Source organism: Lactiplantibacillus sp. 3062, assembly GCF_055413545.1.
The window spans coordinates 378,846-394,072 of sequence record NZ_JBVAYE010000001.1 but is presented as its reverse complement, the minus strand read 5'-3'; the positions used below and the strand labels follow the sequence as shown (position 1 = coordinate 394,072).

Here is a 15,227-nt window from a genome sequence, read left to right as displayed (position 1 = left end):
ATGGCAACCACAGCAGAAATATTACAACAAGTGGCGGCAGGGCAATTAAGTCCGACGGCGGCTGCCCAACAGTTAGAAGCGGGCAAAACAGCGGCATTAGGTTTTGCCAATGTCGATTTAGATCGTCAACGCCGCAATGGCTTTCCTGAGGTCATCTACGGTGCTGGTAAGACGGCAACCCAAATTGTGGGTATCGTGCAAGCCTTGTCCCAACAGACGTTGCCGATTTTAACGACCCGGTTATCCGCAGAAAAATTCGCGGCACTCCAACCAGCGTTACCAACGGCTGTCTATCATGCCACTGCGCAGTGTATGACGGTCGGGGAACAACCCGCACCGAAAACACCAGGGTACATTGCTGTGGTGACGGCGGGGACCTCCGATCAACCGGTTGCTGAAGAAGCAGCAGTAACCGCGGAAACTTTTGGCAATCGTGTTGAACGAGTCTATGACGTGGGTGTTGCGGGAATCCACCGACTGTTTGCCAAGTTGGATGTGATTCGTGGTGCCCGGGTGGTCATTGTGATTGCGGGCATGGAAGGTGCGCTGGCCAGTGTCGTTGGTGGACTAGTTGATAAGCCCGTGATTGCAGTGCCGACCAGCGTTGGTTATGGTACTAGTTTTCAAGGTATGACCGCGCTATTGACCATGCTCAATAGCTGTGCGTCGGGGATTACCGTTGTCAACATTGATAACGGCTTTGGTGCCGCCTACTCAGCTAGTATGATCAATCAAATGTAAGATTCAGTTAACTGAACAAGGAGAAGATAAATGCAAACACTTTATTTAGACGCTTTTTCGGGGATTAGCGGTGATATGTTTCTGGGCGCGTTACTCGATTTAGGACTTGATTTTGAGCAATTAAAAACCGAATTGGCTAAGTTACACGTGCACGGTTATGAATTAACGCAGCAACGGGAAGCCCAGAGTAGCATCTATGGCACGAGCTTTGATGTTCAGGTTGCGGGTGGTAAGGACCATGGTTTTGTGGAACATCACCATCATCAGCATGAAGCTGGGCATCATCATGATCATGAAGCGCGTCATTTAGCTGATATTGAGGCGTTAATTGACGGCAGTGACTTATCAGATACCGTGAAACACCACGCGAAAGCGATCTTTATGGAAATTGCGCAAGCGGAAGCAGCGGTTCATCACATGCCACTAGCTGAAGTTCATTTCCATGAAGTGGGCGCGTTGGATTCGATTGTTGATATTGTGGGCTGCTGTATTGGGTTGGAATTGATGCAGATTGATACCATCATGGCTTCACCGTTAAGTGATGGTAGTGGTTTTATTAACGTTGCCCATGGTCAGATGCCAGTTCCCGTACCAGCCGTGATGCAGATGCGAGTTGGTAGTGCCATTCCGATTCAACAACGGTTGGATGTGCATACTGAATTGATTACCCCCACTGGGATGGGCTTGGTCAAGACGCTCGTACGTGAATTCGGACCGTTACCGGAAAATGCCGTGCCAACTAGAGTTGGTTATGGGTTTGGTAAACGGGACACGGGTGGTTTCAATGCACTGCGAGCCGTATTATTCGAAAAAAAAAACTAAGTCAGCAAATCGTTAACCGGACGGCTGATGCTGTCTTAATGATTGAAGCTAATCTGGATGATCAGACGGGTGAAGGACTGGGGTACGTGATGAACCAGTTATTAACGGCGGGCGCATACGATGTGTTTTTCACGCCCATTCAGATGAAGAAAGATCGGCCGGCGACAAAGTTAACGGTTTTGGGAAACGTTAACGATAAGGACTTACTGACTAAGTTGATTTTACAAGAAACGACGACGATTGGTGTACGTTACCAGACGTGGCAACGTACTATTATGCAACGGCACTTCCTGACGGTCGCAACGCCGTACGGTGACGTTCAAGTTAAAGTGGCGACATATCAAGATATTGAGAAGAAGATGCCGGAATATGCGGATTGTGCCCAGCTGGCGCAGCAATTTCATATTCCGTTTAGAACGGTCTACCAGGCAGCCTTAGTGGCGGTAGATCAATTAGATGAGGAGGCGTAATTTTTTGGTACATCAGTTGATTGCTGAATTTATGGGCACAGCCCTAATGATTATTTTTGGGGTGGGTGTTCATTGTAGTTCCGTATTAAAGGGAACCAAGTATCGGGGTTCCGGTCATATTTTTGCCATTACAACTTGGGGTTTTGGGATTAGCGTTGCCTTATTCATTTTTGGCAATGTTTGCATTAACCCGGCAATGGTTTTGGCGCAGTGTCTATTAGGAAATATCGCATGGTCTTTATTTATTCCGTATTCCGTTGCGGAAGTGCTTGGTGGGGTCGTGGGCTCAGTGATCGTTTGGATCATGTATGCTGATCATTTTAAAGCCTCAACAGATGAGATTTCACCCATTACAATTCGGAACTTATTCTGTACGGCACCAGCCGTTCGTAACTTACCGCGGAATTTCTTTGTGGAATTATTTGATACATTTATTTTTATTTCGGGTATTTTAGCGATTTCTGAGATTAAAACGCCGGGAATCGTGCCAATTGGCGTTGGCCTACTTGTATGGGCCATTGGGATGGGACTTGGTGGTCCAACTGGGTTCGCAATGAACTTAGCTCGAGATATGGGGCCCCGGATTGCCCACGCCATCTTACCAATTGCCAATAAAGCCGATAGTGATTGGCAATACGGTATCATTGTGCCAGGAATTGCGCCCTTTGTCGGGGCAGCAATTGCCGCTTGGTTTATGCATGGCTTTTTTGGAATTAATTAAATTAAATAGAAGAAGGGTTTTATTATGGCAACATTAGCAACAAAAAAAGCAACGTTAGTAGCAGCATTAAAGGATTTACAACGGGTCACCGTGGCCTTTTCTGGTGGGATCGACAGTACCTTAGTTTTGAAGATGGCCCTCGATGTTTTAGGCCGTGACAATGTGACCGCTGTGGTTGCGAACTCTGAATTATTTACGGATGAAGAATTCGATAAAGCGATGAGTTTAGCCGAAGAACTAGGTGCTAACGTTCAAGGAACTACGCTAGACTACTTGAGCGATGACCACATCAAGAACAACACGCCTGATAGCTGGTACTATGCGAAGAAGATGTTCTACAGCCGGTTGAATGACATTGCGGCTAATAACGGTAGTGCCGCTGTCTTAGACGGTATGATCAAGAATGATGAAAATGATTATCGTCCTGGTTTGAAGGCCCGTAGTGAAGCGGGGGCCCGGAGCTTGTTACAAGAAGCTGATTTCTTCAAGACTGACGTTCGGGCCTTGGCACAAGAACTCGGTTTGACGAACTGGAATAAAGTGGCGTCATGCTCTGTATCTTCACGGTTCCCATACGGGACGACGTTGACACATGACAATATTGCTCAAGTAATGGCCGCCGAAAAATATTTGCGTAGTTTAGGTTTTCCAACGGTCCGGGTTCGTTTCCACAATGATATTGCGCGGATCGAATTACCAGAAGCACGAATTGGTGATTTCTTAGTCTTTAACGACCGCGTTAACCGTCAATTACAATCACTTGGATTCCGCTACGTTACCCTTGATTTAGGTGGCTTCCGTAGTGGTCGGATGAATGATACGTTGACCAAGGCACAATTGGCCACTTTCGCCTAGGCCTAATCAAATTAATGATAGTGGTGTCGGGATTAATCGGAGATGGGCGGCTGAACGGCGGTGATCATGGTTCATTCGCCCACCCGATGATAATCGTAACCCCAGCCGATACGCACATGTTGCGATTATCGCCTGACACCCCAAAAAGCGCAGTTCAAGGCCGCCCTTGAGCTGCGTTTTTCGTATCTTCATTTTTAGATCAACAGGCGTCAAAAGTCACGACGAGTTTACCAACGACTTGACCAGCTTGGAGTTGTTGTAAACCACTTACAAGTTGGTCACGGTGCAAGACCTGAGTAATTAGTGGGTCGACCTTGCCAGTTTGGACCAAAGCTAATAAGGCGGCGGTCATTTGCCCAAGATCGGCAACTTGCGCTGGGTTACCGCTACGGTGGGCACCACCGAGGTCCAATTTACTGATAGTTACAACTTGATTACTTGGAAAGTGGTCCGGAGTTGCTAATACACAGACAAGCTGGCCATTGTAAGCTAAGCGCGGTAAGTCCGCATCAGCATGACCAATGGTATTAATGATCAGATCAACACCGTGCTGCTGCGTTAGGTCTTGAATGCATGTGGTCACATCTTCATGATGGTAATCGATTTGGGCATCGGGATGCAGCGGTGCCACGAAGGCTTGCTTGGCCTGTGAAACGGTCGTGAAGACGGTCTTGCCAGCAGCCTTAGCGAGTTGAATAGCCATACTGCCTACACCGCCCGCACCTGCATGGATCAGCACAGTTTGCGCGGCATTTAAATTGGCTTTGCGCAGGAGGGCCTGATAAGCCGTCAATCCAGCGCAGAGACTAGCGGCGGCTGCTTCAAAGCTCACAGTCGTTGGAATCTTAGCTAGCACGGCTGCTGGTAAACTCACGTATTCGGCAAACGTCCCATTATTGGCGAGATTAGCGTGCCCACAAACTCGTTCGCCAGGCCGAAAATTAGTGACCTCAGCGCCAACCGCTTCCACGATTCCAGCTGTGTCTAGTCCTAGTGTGTGTGGATATTGCCAGGCGGCGTTACCCGCCGTAACTAATTTAAAATCTACCGGATTGAGCCCGACTGCTTGGGTCTTGATCAACACCTCAGTTGGCCCGAGGTTGGGCATGGGCCGTTCTTGCCATTGAAGCTGTTTCATAGTTTGAGCGGATGGATCTGGCACAACAAGTGCTTGCATCTTCAATCACTCTTTTCTTAAAGGCATATTTGCTTTTTATTATAACCGGTCGCGGCGGTGAATTTAAACTTTAATGCCTAATTAATTAAGTAGCAATGAGGGTGATTCGGCTAACGGAAAGATTGACGTTAGCGGTTACAATCGTTAGACTAAGGTTAGTAATTGAATATTTTTAAACACTAGGGGTGTCCAAAAATGGGCTGAGATGGTGCTGTAAGTGCCGATCCCTCTGAACCTGTAAGCTCAAACTTGCGTAGGAAAGTGTCACAGCTAATGTTAGCGGCCACTGGATCAATGCATGTTGATTGGTGGTCGTTTTTGATTGGTGTGACGGTCAATGAGGAGGAGAATTGCTATGGAATTACAATTATTGAATACTTTACGGGATCACAATCCGATTGTTTTTAACATTGCCAATTTTGTTACGGTTCAAGACGTTGCCAATGGGCTAAACGCGTTAGGGGCCTCGCCAATTATGTCAGCTGAAGTCCAAGAAGCAGAGACGATGGTCCAAATTGCCGGGGCAGTTTGCATTAATTTAGGAACCTTGACCACCACCCAGATTGATCAAATGCGAGTGGTTGGTAAGCTTGCTAATCAGTATCATAAGCCAGTCGTTCTTGATCCGGTGGCCGTCGGGGCGGTCCCTTATCGAAAAGAAGTCGCGCTAGCATTACTATCTGATTTTCAAGTCGATGTTATTCGGGGCAATGCTGGTGAAATTGCGGCATTGGCTGGCATGGATTGGCAAGCGAAAGGCATTGATGCGGGGAGCGGTCAGGGCGACCTGGTTGAAATTGCTCAAGCTTGTGCACAGCAATTTCAATGCTGTGTCATATTGTCGGGATCTACTGATGTTATTACGGATGGTCGGCGCGTTGTTAAAGTCGCTAATGGTACCCCGCTTTTCCAACGTCACGTGGGCTCGGGCGATTTACTTTCTAGTATCGTCGCGGCTTTTACAGCCGTTAGTCCAACCGATATTTACCAGGCGGCGCAAATGGCTTGCTTAGTCTTAGCGGGAGCGGGGGAACTTGTCGCCAGTCAGCTGACGGCCGATCGTCCCGCCACATTTGCCATTGATTTGATTGACCGGCTGAGCTTAGTGACAGTGTCAGAAATTCAAACAATTGCTAAAGTTGATTAAATATAATGAAGGGTCGCGAGATTTAATGAATGAATTTCCACAAGTGGCAACGATTGCTGGTACGGACAGTGGTGGCGGTGCCGGTGTCATGGCCGATTTAAAAACGATGCAGGCACGTCACGTTTTTGGTACCGCGGTAGTCGTTGCCGTGACAGCTCAAAATACATTGGGGGTCCAAGATTTTATGGCAATGCCGACGAAGCTCATTGACGAACAATTTGCTTCGTTAGCAGCTGACTTAGACATTCGCGCTTGTAAAACGGGGATGCTTGCAGATGCTGAACATGTCCATGCCGTCGTTGAGAACTTGAAACGAGTTGATTTTGGGCCGCTGACAGTTGATCCAGTCATGATTGCGAAAGGCGGGGCGGCGTTATTAGCCGCGGATGCGATTAAAACGGTTCGCGACGAACTGATCCCGTTAGCGACTGTTGTGACACCGAATTTACCGGAAGCAGAACGATTAACCGGTCAGGCAATCACTAGTAATCAAGCGATGGTTACAGCTGGACATGCGCTACAGGGGTTAGGTGCTGACAATGTCATTATTAAAGGTGGGCATGGTGATAATCCTGATTTAGCTAATGACTTCGTATTGTTGGCTGACGGGACCGCCTTTTGGCTTTCGGCTCCACGGATTGATACGGTGCGGACCCACGGCACGGGAGATACTCTATCGGCATGTATTACCGCCGAATTAGCAAAAGGACGGTCAATGGCTGCGGCCATTAAAACGGCTAAGGCGTACGTTGCTGGGACGATTCAGGATGGTATCCAGGTCGGGCATGGTCATGGCCCGTTGAATCATTGGGCAACCCCAAGTGAGCAGGTGATCGTTCATGACGCTTAAATTTGAACCCACACAATTACGTGCTTATTTTGTGTGCGGGACACAAGACGTGCCGGGACAGGATCTGAATGTGGTCGTCCAAACGGCCTTGGATGCAGGCATCACGGCATTTCAATACCGAGATAAAGGCAATAGCCAGTTGACTACGGCTGAGCGTTTTGCATTGGGGCAGCAGCTGCGGGAACGCTGTGCGCAAGCGCATGTTCCCTTTATCGTCGATGATGATGTCGAGCTGGCACTCGCACTGCAAGCAGATGGGATTCACGTTGGTCAAAAGGACGACCGGGTGACACAAGTTATTCAACGGGTCGCTAATCAAATGTTTGTCGGTTTGTCTTGTTCAACCTTAGCTGAAGTGCAGATTGCTAACCAATTGGAAGGCATTGCCTATCTTGGTAGTGGTCCCATCTTTCCAACGACATCTAAGGCCGATGCGGATCCAGTAGTCGGTCTGACGGGCTTGCGACAATTAGTCGTGACTGCAACCTGTCCCGTTGTCGCCATTGGCGGAATTACTGTCGCGCAATTGCCAGCTATTGCGGCTACTGGTGCGGCTGGCGCTGCGGTGATCTCAATGTTAACGCGTAGTCCCGATATGGCTGCCACGGTCAAGGCGATGCTAACGGCTACGGAGGGTCACTGATGAAACATGACGGGATTTTTCGGAGCCAATTTTTACTGTGGCTCGGTGCGGCTATCTCAATTGCCGAAATCTTAACAGGTACGCTGATGGCACCACTGGGGCTGACACGCGGATTGGCTGCGATTGTATTGGGGCACTTGATCGGCTGTGGCCTGTTCTTGGTTCCAGCCGGCTATTTGGGGGCTAAATTACACCAGTCCGCGTTAGCGTCAGCCCAACTGGCTTTTGGTCGCGGCGGGGTGTTACTAGCGTCAGGACTCAACGCCTTGCAACTCGTTGGCTGGACGGCGGTGATGATCGTCAATGCTCAGTTAGCCATGAACAGTATTAGTGGAAAGCTATTTGGCTTTCGAAGTCCGCTATTAATGGCAACCATCGTGGCGATTTTGATTATTGCGTGGTTGCTCATGGGTAGTCAGTTACTGTTCAAAATCAACAATGCCGTTGTGGGCTTGTTGGTGCTCGGGACGGTGTTAATGCTCGTAATGGTATTTATGGCACCGACAACTAGTCAGTCGGTATCAACGACTAGTATGACGTTTGGGCAAGCAGTGGAATTGAACGTTACGATGGCACTCTCATGGTTGCCACTAATTGGTGATTATACCCAGCGTGTTGATCGTCCTTTACCAGTCGCACTAGTCAGCGCGGGTGGCTATATGTTAGGCAGTTTAGTGATGTTTGTGACGGGGCTATTAGTTGTGTTACGGACAGGGCAAACTGATATCACGGCATTGCTGACGCGGTCCGGTTTAGGATTGGTTGCATTGCTGATTATTGTTTTCTCAACGGTGACGACGACATTTTTAGATACTTATTCGGCCGCCACGAGTTTGGCTAATCTGACCGATAGCCGCTATGTTAATCGATTAGCCGTTGGTGTGACGGTAGTTGGGCTATTGATTGCGCTGACGGTTGCCATGACGTATTATCAGAACTTCCTGTATTTGATTGGTTCGGTCTTCACACCGCTATATGCTATTATCTTCGTCACGTACTTTGTGCGGCACGCTACGTTACCATACTGGTTGAACTTTTGCTGGTGGGTTGTGGGGATTGTCGCCTATTATCAGTTACAGGCCATTGATTTCATTGGTGGCACGACGCTATTAGTATTGGTTGGGCTGAGCATCGCCGTCTGGTTGACGGGAATTATCGTCAAACCAACCGAGCTCGAATATCGCGAGCTTAGTCATTGACAATTAGATGTAAAAAGTAAATGATAATCCCATTGGTAATACGCATGTTACCGTGGGATTTTTTTGAGAGAGGGCGACAGAATGGTTAAACCGATAATTGGAATCGCACCAGGCGTTGTGACAGTGAACAGCCAGATGTTCCCGGGGCGGGTCCGTGATTATGTGAATCGTGATTATTTGAAATCAGTAACGGATAATGGCGGTGTGCCATTGGTATTACCGGTAACGACCGACGCAACGACGATTGAACGATACGTTGGAATGATCGATGGTCTACTACTTTGTGGTGGTGCAGATGTGGCCCCATTGACGTATGGGGAGGAACCCCAGCCTAAATTGGGTGGGGTAGATCCGGAACGGGATCAGTATGAAATTGCGCTGATTCGTGCCACCCACGCCGTTGGTAAACCGGTGCTCGGTATCTGTCGGGGCTTACAAATCTTAAACGTGTGCTATGGTGGCAATCTTTATCAGGATATGAGTGAACTACCAGCTGGTCAGGGTACCTTAAAACATATGCAAGGACAATTGGCCGCTTACGGCATGCATCACGTGAAGGTCGTACCAGGTACGACCTTGGCTGAATATTTAGGCACCACTAGTGACGCAATCACGGTCAATTCATTTCATCATCAGGCCGTGAAACAAGTGGCAACGGGCTTTCAGGTGGTGGCCCAAAGTGCGGATCAGGTTGTTGAAGCAATTGAGGCGACAGCTGGTGGTCTACAGTTGGGTGTCCAGTGGCATCCAGAAATGATGCAACAAGTAAACTCCGTGCAGGCGCGGTTGTTTGCGGCGTTTATGCGGGCTTGTGTGGCGTAGATAGCATTGACTAGCAAATTGATAAAATTGGGCGTGGTTATTCTGAATTGTAGGATAACCACGTTTTTAATGTGCAGCCGCAAAACTAATGAATGTTTCGCGTGAAACATCTGAAATGGTGTTGGCAACTAGATAACTAATCCAAGATATTGTAAGCTGACGTGTAAAACAATTCGTAAAGCTGTTAATACTGGCAACGCTTTCGTATAATGGAATAAAGTTATTGTTAAGGGGGTGACCGCTATGGAACGAATTGAAGCTGGCATGAGCGTAATGACGTTGAAGAAGCAGACCTATCGGGTTATCGCTGTGATTAATCAGGGGCAAGAACTGTTAGTTCGCGCCCACGAACCAGAAACAGCTGACATTGAAATAATTCCAGTGACCACAGTTGTTCAAGTAACTGAACAAAATTCAACAGGCGATGCAGCCGTCGCATTGGATACAGTCACGGTCGTTGGCGAACGGTATGTCGATGATATTGTGGCAACGTTAACGACGCTCAGAGTGGGTATGGCGGTGTTGCTCCAGCGAGAAAGTGGCAATCAATACGATGATAATGCCATCTCAGTGTGGACGTTGCAACATGCTAAGTTAGGCTACATTGCCCGGTATCAGAATCAGCCGTACGCGGCACTGATGGATCAGGGACAACGATTGTACGGCATCGTGACGGTATTAGATCAACAAAAACAGCATCTTGAATTGATGCTATGGCGGACTACTGCAGTCCCAAGTCCGATTGAGGCGTTGCAAATCCGCCAACGATTGGCTAAGCCGAGGACAAATTTAGGGGCGGTGCCAACGCATTCGTTACAGACACCGTTAGGAACAATTGTCATGATGTGCAATGGTCACCCGATTAAGTATCAGCAGGTTCCGTTATCGCCATGGTTGACGCCCGCTGATGAATTACACGTCACCAAACGTTATCTATTAACGCCTGATTGGTCACAAGTGCCGCCGGACAGCCTCATTACTTGTCAAGTGACGGCGAAGGCCGACGTGGTTCAGCGGTGGCAAAATGAACACATTTCAGCAGCGGTCTTAACGAACGCTAGTAGCTTTTATGTGGTTGTTATCAGTGCTCAAACCAAGACGGGGCTGAATGATAACTTGGTCGATGATGCTGCGCAACCCGCGGTTATTTACCGAGTTGGCCAGGTTAGTGCACATATGCAGGCCGGCTTCATGGTCAGCTGGGCGCCGTTTGGTGATCCGCGCGTACAACCAGCACTGAAATTAGCATTGCACTTCTCCTCACAACCGCTAGTTCCTTACCATCCAGTAACACCTAGTCGCACCAACGCGACGTTTACGCAGCAAGAGTTGGCAGCCTTGTTAGTCTCCGCATTACCAAATTATCAGGGTGGTCAACGCTTAGAACCAAGTGTGACAGCGATAACGGTAGAAAAATTGCGGCAGACGTTAGGTGATCAGACGTATCATGCGCTGGCGAATTATCAGCGTCATGTTCAGCTAGTTGCGGGTAGTACGGAAGGTGTCAACGAGACCTTGTTACAGGCGTTGATTCATGCAGTCACGTATCATGAGTTGACGACCATGCACTACTACCAGCCGACTGTAGGGATGGTCGACCAGGTTATTTATCCGATTCAATTATTTAGCACCACGACTAAGGATGAGGATGATGCGCAATTAGTGGGTTGCTTAGCGCTTTACAATTACGAAACATTTGAAATCCAACAGGTGCCGCTGACGGCAATTGCTCGTATCGCGATTATTGCCGATCCGGAGCATCCCCAGACAACACCGGAGACGGAAAGTCCGGATTGGTTACGCATATTTTTACATGGGTGGAATGACGATTTTTGAACGAACAGTCAAAAATTAATTTGTTTACGACTTATAAGTATTCGTGATACAAGCCAGATTGAATTCGATAAAAAATCCCGCTGAGGCTTTAAACTCAGTGGGATTTTTGGTTAGGTTATTTGGTTGCCGAATGGGTCTGTAAATATTCCTGGGCGGCGTGAATCATATCTGCATTTTGTTGATTTAACAATGGCGGCAAGTTGTCGAAGTCAAAGTAGTCGAGTTTGAGTGTTTCATCAGTGGCTTGGGTCAGAACGTGGCCGCCAATGGGTTTTACAAGAAAGAGTGCACTGATTGTTTGAGCTACATCGCCGTTAGGATAGGCCGTCTCGCCTTTATCAAAGATGCCGATGCGATCAACAACTTCGACATCAATGCCACTATCTTCCTTATATTCCCGCACGCAGGCCGTGGCATACGTCTCACCGTATTCTAGATAGCCACCGGGTAAACTCCAGTTATGCGTATCGGTACGAAGGTTCAGCAAGACTTGTTGCTGATCGTTGACTAAAATACCAGCGGCCGTATTCAAAATGATTGGTTTGTGACCAACCAAAGCCCGAATTTCTTTAATGTAATTTGCCATGATGAAACCTCGTTTCTAGTTTAATTACCCTTATTATACCGATAATTCTGACTGAAAGCTGTTTGTTGATAAATTTATACGAAGCATGCTCGAACCGCGTTAGAGCAAGTACATACTGACTATGTGTCACTAAATCCGTTTGCGTCGGTGCACTTTTTTAGCTAAGATAAAAGCTATATACTGTCAGCCGTGATAGTGTGAGTTCTTTGATTTTATGAAAAGAGAGTAATTTATGCAGAGAAAATTAAGTACAGGCCAGATGCAAATGATTGCACTGGGCGGCACGATCGGAGTGGGCCTATTTATGGGATCCAGCTCAACGATCAAGTGGACCGGGCCGTCAGTGCTAATTGCGTACATCGTATCAGGGGCCTTTCTATACCTGATTATGCGGGCACTAGGTGAGATGCTGTATGTCGATCCGAATACCGGTTCGTTTGCCAAGTTTGCTTCTGAATATATTCACCCCGTTTTTGGATACTTGACGGCTTGGAGCAACATTTTTCAGTTCGTCGTTGTTGGGATGAGTGAGATGATTGCACTAGGCGGCTACTGCCGGTATTGGTGGCCGAACTTGCCAGATTGGATTCCGGGCCTAATTGCCATTGTATTCTTATGCGCGGCCAACCTTATCTCGGTTAAAATGTTTGGGACGCTGGAAACCTGGTTCTCACTTATTAAAGTGGTGACGATTATTCTGATGATTATTGCCGGTTTAGGTCTGATTATTTTTGGTATTGGTAACGGCGGTCATCCAATTGGAATCAGTAACCTGTGGACCCATGGTGGTTTCTTCACTGGTGGGGTGAAGGGCTTTGTCTTCGCACTAGCAATTGTGTTGGCGTCGTATCAAGGGATTGAATTGATTGGAGTCACAGCTGGTGAAGCTGAAAATCCACAAAGCACGATCGTTAAAGCGATTCGTTCAACGGTTGCCCGGATTTTAATCTTTTACGTGGGGGCCATCTTCGTAATTGTCAGCATTTACCCCTGGGATAAGTTAAGCCAGATCGGTTCACCGTTTGTACAGACATTTGCCAAAATTGGGATTACCGCTGCGGCTTCGATTATCAACTTCGTGGTTATTACGGCTTCCTTATCGGGAACAAATTCTGGAATTTATAGTGCGAGTCGAATGACTTACACGTTGGCGGAAAGTCACCAGTTACCAAGGAAGATGACTTTATTAAATCGTCATGGAGTACCATTTTATTCCGTTATTGCGATTGCGACCGGGATTCTAATTGGAGTCGTCTTGAATGTTGTATTACCAATGTTTTTCAAGGACGCTAGCGAGATTTTCGTGATGGTTTACAGTTCGAGTGTCTTGCCCGGTATGGTACCGTGGTTTGTTATTCTAGTGAGTCAAATTGCGTTCCGTAAGCAAAACGCAGCCAAGATGGCGAACCATCCTTTTAAAATGCCATTATCACCCTATTCAAATTATTTAACGTTGGCCTTCCTCGCGTTAACACTGGTCTTCATGTTTATTAATCCGGAAACGCGCTACTCAATTTTAGTCGGTGTTGTATTTCTGGTCATCATGACATTGATTTATTTCCGTAAATACGCCGGTAACAAGGAAGAAACGTTGTAATTAAGAGCACTTGCCAGTAAATGGTAAGTGCTTTTATTTTGGGCTTTTATTGCGTTAAAATTAGGTATCAATATCAATATCAATATCAATATCAATATCAGGAAAAGTGGTGGCACGATGGTCAAGCAAGGACATTATGCAAAAGTCAGTAAACAGAAACGGTTACGACAATTAAAGCAACGACGTCAGGCCCAGGAGAAGCGGGCGATTATGCCAGAAATGGTTAGCGAATTTTTGCAAGTGCGTTACCACCTGACGCAAGCGGCAAAACAGCGGCCGGCGATGCGACAGATGATGCAACGTTTTATGGCACAGTGGTTAGCCGCAGGGCAAGCAGAATTGAGCGACAATGGTCAGACAACGTGGTCAGTAGTGGCATTGACGAAGCAAACGTTACAGACCTTTAATCGGCAGTTACCGTGGCAGGGGTATGCCTTAGTTGACCAGGAAATGGCGCGCTGGACGGCTTTTCTGAACAAGGAAGTGCCAGCTGTGCCGTTAAGTGAGCGGATTACGTTAACTGAGGCACTGTCCCCAGCGACGTGGCAGGCCTGCCTATCAGAGCAATTAGCAATCAATGCCCTATTAGCATTAACTGGTGATTCACGACAATTGGGCCAAATAACGACTGAGCAAGTACGACAGCTACAAACCAGTATTCAAACAGCGACGGGGATTGATTGGGAAAAGGTTGCTCAGTTGCTTGATTTGACAGTAATTGCCCAGAATACACTTTCCAAAGCTGGGCTGGATGACAAAACGCGCCAATGGCTAGAAAAATTAAAGAAGCTAACGCCACAAGATTTTAACGACCATGTTGAATGAATAGTCAAAAAGGGGGATGGTGAAATGCGTTTTATCACGTCAGATCACGTTCAGTTAGATTATACGGATGAAGGCCAGGGGCAGCCAATCGTTATTTTGACGGGATTTGGTGGCGCTAAGGATATTTGGCGCGCTCAAATCCCGGTACTGATTCAGGCGGGCTACCGGGTCATTAATTTAGATGGGCGGTGCCAAGGTTTATCCGAGCACACGGCGAAAGGCTTACGTATGAGTCGTCGCGCGGTGGATGCGCATGAATTGATTGAAAAATTACAACTCAAACAACCAATTTTACTCGGTAATTCGATGGGAGCCGCGACTTGGTTTGCGTACGTGTCATTGTATGGTGATACAGGAATTAAGGCCCTGATCGACGTGGATCAAACGCCGCGGATGATCAATACACCGCACTGGCAATATGGGTTCAAACAGGTTCAATGGCAGGATATTCCGGACTATTTTAGAATGCCGCTGGGACACTCGACGTTTAAGCACATCGATGATGCGACGTATGCGCGCGTCAAGGCAGTAGAAGCGCAGGCACCGTTCGATGCGAAATTAATGTTTCCATTGTTGGTTAACCACGCGGTTCAGGATTGGCGGGATGTGATCCGCCAATTGACCGTACCGTTCTTGATCATTGCGGGCGCCAAGTCACCGTTCTTCAATCCCGACTTTGCGGCAGTGACTGCTCAAATGGCACTACGAGGACAGAGTGTTGTCATTCCGGAAGCTGGTCATATCGTGATGGCGGAACAGTCGGTGGCATTTAATAAGGCGTTGTTGGAATTTTTGGCGACGTGCTAGGTCGTGGTCAGTGAGTTTCCTTGATGCATTATTATTTTTAAAATTATAGTTATTTCAAAGTACGGTGGTGATAACATTCTTTGTGTCATCACCGTATTTTTGTCTATAGTAATAGGTCGCTAATTTTGG

At 47.5% G+C, this 15,227-nt stretch carries 16 protein-coding genes and 1 riboswitch; of the genes, 14 read left to right on the top strand and 2 right to left on the bottom strand.

Annotated elements, in window-relative coordinates; genetic code table 11:
- From larB to larE, 5 genes are read left to right on the top strand one after another with little or no spacing between them, the layout of a single operon-like run.
- The gene (gene larB / locus ACWQAU_RS01785) at positions 1-741 is read left to right on the top strand and encodes a nickel pincer cofactor biosynthesis protein LarB (protein ID WP_003641712.1); all 741 of its coding nucleotides are present in this window, start codon (positions 1-3) and stop codon (positions 739-741) included.
- Between the two features lie 30 nt (positions 742-771).
- Entirely contained in the window at positions 772-1,563 is a 792-nt protein-coding gene (gene larC, locus ACWQAU_RS01780; RefSeq protein WP_003641713.1) for a nickel pincer cofactor biosynthesis protein LarC, read from the top strand.
- A gap of 38 nt (positions 1,564-1,601) precedes the next feature.
- Positions 1,602-2,033 carry a nickel pincer cofactor biosynthesis protein LarC2 gene (gene larC2 / locus ACWQAU_RS01775; protein WP_003641714.1) on the top strand — a complete coding sequence of 144 codons (432 nt, stop codon included), beginning with the start codon at positions 1,602-1,604 and terminating at the stop codon, positions 2,031-2,033.
- A 4-nt stretch (positions 2,034-2,037) separates the two neighbouring features.
- On the top strand, positions 2,038-2,754 hold the full coding sequence (larD, locus tag ACWQAU_RS01770; protein ID WP_003643656.1) for a D/L-lactic acid transporter LarD: 717 nt from the start codon (positions 2,038-2,040) through the stop codon (positions 2,752-2,754).
- A gap of 24 nt (positions 2,755-2,778) precedes the next feature.
- Positions 2,779-3,609, top strand: coding sequence for an ATP-dependent sacrificial sulfur transferase LarE (gene larE / locus ACWQAU_RS01765; RefSeq protein ID WP_003641716.1), 831 nt, complete (start codon positions 2,779-2,781; stop codon positions 3,607-3,609).
- A gap of 199 nt (positions 3,610-3,808) precedes the next feature.
- On the opposite strand, the gene ACWQAU_RS01760 is transcribed toward larE, so the two are convergent.
- On the bottom strand, positions 3,809-4,786 hold the full coding sequence (locus ACWQAU_RS01760) for a zinc-binding dehydrogenase (protein ID WP_003641717.1): 978 nt from the start codon (positions 4,784-4,786) through the stop codon (positions 3,809-3,811).
- Between the two features lie 171 nt (positions 4,787-4,957).
- Positions 4,958-5,063: riboswitch (TPP riboswitch) on the top strand.
- A gap of 78 nt (positions 5,064-5,141) precedes the next feature.
- Here ACWQAU_RS01760 and thiM point away from each other — a divergent pair.
- From thiM to ACWQAU_RS01730, 6 genes are all read left to right on the top strand, one after another.
- On the top strand, positions 5,142-5,933 hold the full coding sequence (thiM, locus tag ACWQAU_RS01755) for a hydroxyethylthiazole kinase (protein ID WP_027821592.1): 792 nt from the start codon (positions 5,142-5,144) through the stop codon (positions 5,931-5,933).
- A gap of 25 nt (positions 5,934-5,958) precedes the next feature.
- The gene (thiD, locus tag ACWQAU_RS01750; RefSeq protein ID WP_003643660.1) at positions 5,959-6,783 is read left to right on the top strand and encodes a bifunctional hydroxymethylpyrimidine kinase/phosphomethylpyrimidine kinase; all 825 of its coding nucleotides are present in this window, start codon (positions 5,959-5,961) and stop codon (positions 6,781-6,783) included.
- Entirely contained in the window at positions 6,773-7,426 is a 654-nt protein-coding gene (gene thiE, locus ACWQAU_RS01745) for a thiamine phosphate synthase (RefSeq protein ID WP_003641720.1), read from the top strand. Before thiD ends, thiE begins: the two co-directional genes overlap by 11 nt.
- Positions 7,426-8,625, top strand: a complete 1,200-nt coding sequence (cytX, locus tag ACWQAU_RS01740; protein ID WP_003641721.1) for a putative hydroxymethylpyrimidine transporter CytX — start codon at positions 7,426-7,428, stop codon at positions 8,623-8,625. Before thiE ends, cytX begins: the two co-directional genes overlap by 1 nt.
- A gap of 81 nt (positions 8,626-8,706) precedes the next feature.
- Positions 8,707-9,447: a gamma-glutamyl-gamma-aminobutyrate hydrolase family protein gene (locus ACWQAU_RS01735; protein WP_003641722.1), complete on the top strand. Its 741-nt coding sequence runs from the start codon at positions 8,707-8,709 to the stop codon at positions 9,445-9,447.
- A 243-nt stretch (positions 9,448-9,690) separates the two neighbouring features.
- Complete coding sequence (locus tag ACWQAU_RS01730; RefSeq protein WP_027821591.1) at positions 9,691-11,283, top strand: HIRAN domain-containing protein; 1,593 nt, start codon at positions 9,691-9,693, stop codon at positions 11,281-11,283.
- Between the two features lie 115 nt (positions 11,284-11,398).
- Here the strand turns inward: ACWQAU_RS01730 and ACWQAU_RS01725 are convergent, their stop codons facing one another.
- Positions 11,399-11,869 (bottom strand): NUDIX hydrolase, encoded by a 471-nt coding sequence (locus tag ACWQAU_RS01725; RefSeq protein ID WP_003641724.1) that lies wholly within the window; start codon positions 11,867-11,869, stop codon positions 11,399-11,401.
- 232 nt (positions 11,870-12,101) lie between these two features.
- Here ACWQAU_RS01725 and ACWQAU_RS01720 point away from each other — a divergent pair, with 232 nt between their 5' ends.
- The 3 genes from ACWQAU_RS01720 (at position 12,102) to ACWQAU_RS01710 (ending at position 15,098) form a co-directional block, all read left to right on the top strand.
- Complete coding sequence (locus ACWQAU_RS01720) at positions 12,102-13,466, top strand: amino acid permease (protein WP_003641725.1); 1,365 nt, start codon at positions 12,102-12,104, stop codon at positions 13,464-13,466.
- A gap of 117 nt (positions 13,467-13,583) precedes the next feature.
- Entirely contained in the window at positions 13,584-14,291 is a 708-nt protein-coding gene (locus ACWQAU_RS01715) for a hypothetical protein (RefSeq protein WP_079111761.1), read from the top strand.
- 24 nt (positions 14,292-14,315) lie between these two features.
- Complete coding sequence (locus ACWQAU_RS01710) at positions 14,316-15,098, top strand: alpha/beta fold hydrolase (protein ID WP_027821589.1); 783 nt, start codon at positions 14,316-14,318, stop codon at positions 15,096-15,098.
- Positions 15,099-15,227: the final 129 nt, after the last annotated feature.

Excerpts from the sequence above, each read along its gene's own strand:
- larB (WP_003641712.1), top strand. The coding sequence starts at position 1 with ATGGCAACCACAGCAGAAATATTACAACAAGTGGCGGCAGGGCAATTA.
- larC (WP_003641713.1), top strand. The coding sequence starts at position 772 with ATGCAAACACTTTATTTAGACGCTTTTTCGGGGATTAGCGGTGATATG.
- larC2 (WP_003641714.1), top strand. The coding sequence starts at position 1,602 with ATGATTGAAGCTAATCTGGATGATCAGACGGGTGAAGGACTGGGGTAC.
- larE (WP_003641716.1), top strand. The coding sequence starts at position 2,779 with ATGGCAACATTAGCAACAAAAAAAGCAACGTTAGTAGCAGCATTAAAG.
- ACWQAU_RS01760 (WP_003641717.1), bottom strand. The coding sequence starts at position 4,786 with ATGCAAGCACTTGTTGTGCCAGATCCATCCGCTCAAACTATGAAACAG.
- thiM (WP_027821592.1), top strand. The coding sequence starts at position 5,142 with ATGGAATTACAATTATTGAATACTTTACGGGATCACAATCCGATTGTT.
- thiD (WP_003643660.1), top strand. The coding sequence starts at position 5,959 with ATGAATGAATTTCCACAAGTGGCAACGATTGCTGGTACGGACAGTGGT.
- thiE (WP_003641720.1), top strand. The coding sequence starts at position 6,773 with ATGACGCTTAAATTTGAACCCACACAATTACGTGCTTATTTTGTGTGC.
- cytX (WP_003641721.1), top strand. The coding sequence starts at position 7,426 with ATGAAACATGACGGGATTTTTCGGAGCCAATTTTTACTGTGGCTCGGT.
- ACWQAU_RS01735 (WP_003641722.1), top strand. The coding sequence starts at position 8,707 with ATGGTTAAACCGATAATTGGAATCGCACCAGGCGTTGTGACAGTGAAC.
- ACWQAU_RS01730 (WP_027821591.1), top strand. The coding sequence starts at position 9,691 with ATGGAACGAATTGAAGCTGGCATGAGCGTAATGACGTTGAAGAAGCAG.
- ACWQAU_RS01725 (WP_003641724.1), bottom strand. The coding sequence starts at position 11,869 with ATGGCAAATTACATTAAAGAAATTCGGGCTTTGGTTGGTCACAAACCA.
- ACWQAU_RS01720 (WP_003641725.1), top strand. The coding sequence starts at position 12,102 with ATGCAGAGAAAATTAAGTACAGGCCAGATGCAAATGATTGCACTGGGC.
- ACWQAU_RS01715 (WP_079111761.1), top strand. The coding sequence starts at position 13,584 with ATGGTCAAGCAAGGACATTATGCAAAAGTCAGTAAACAGAAACGGTTA.
- ACWQAU_RS01710 (WP_027821589.1), top strand. The coding sequence starts at position 14,316 with ATGCGTTTTATCACGTCAGATCACGTTCAGTTAGATTATACGGATGAA.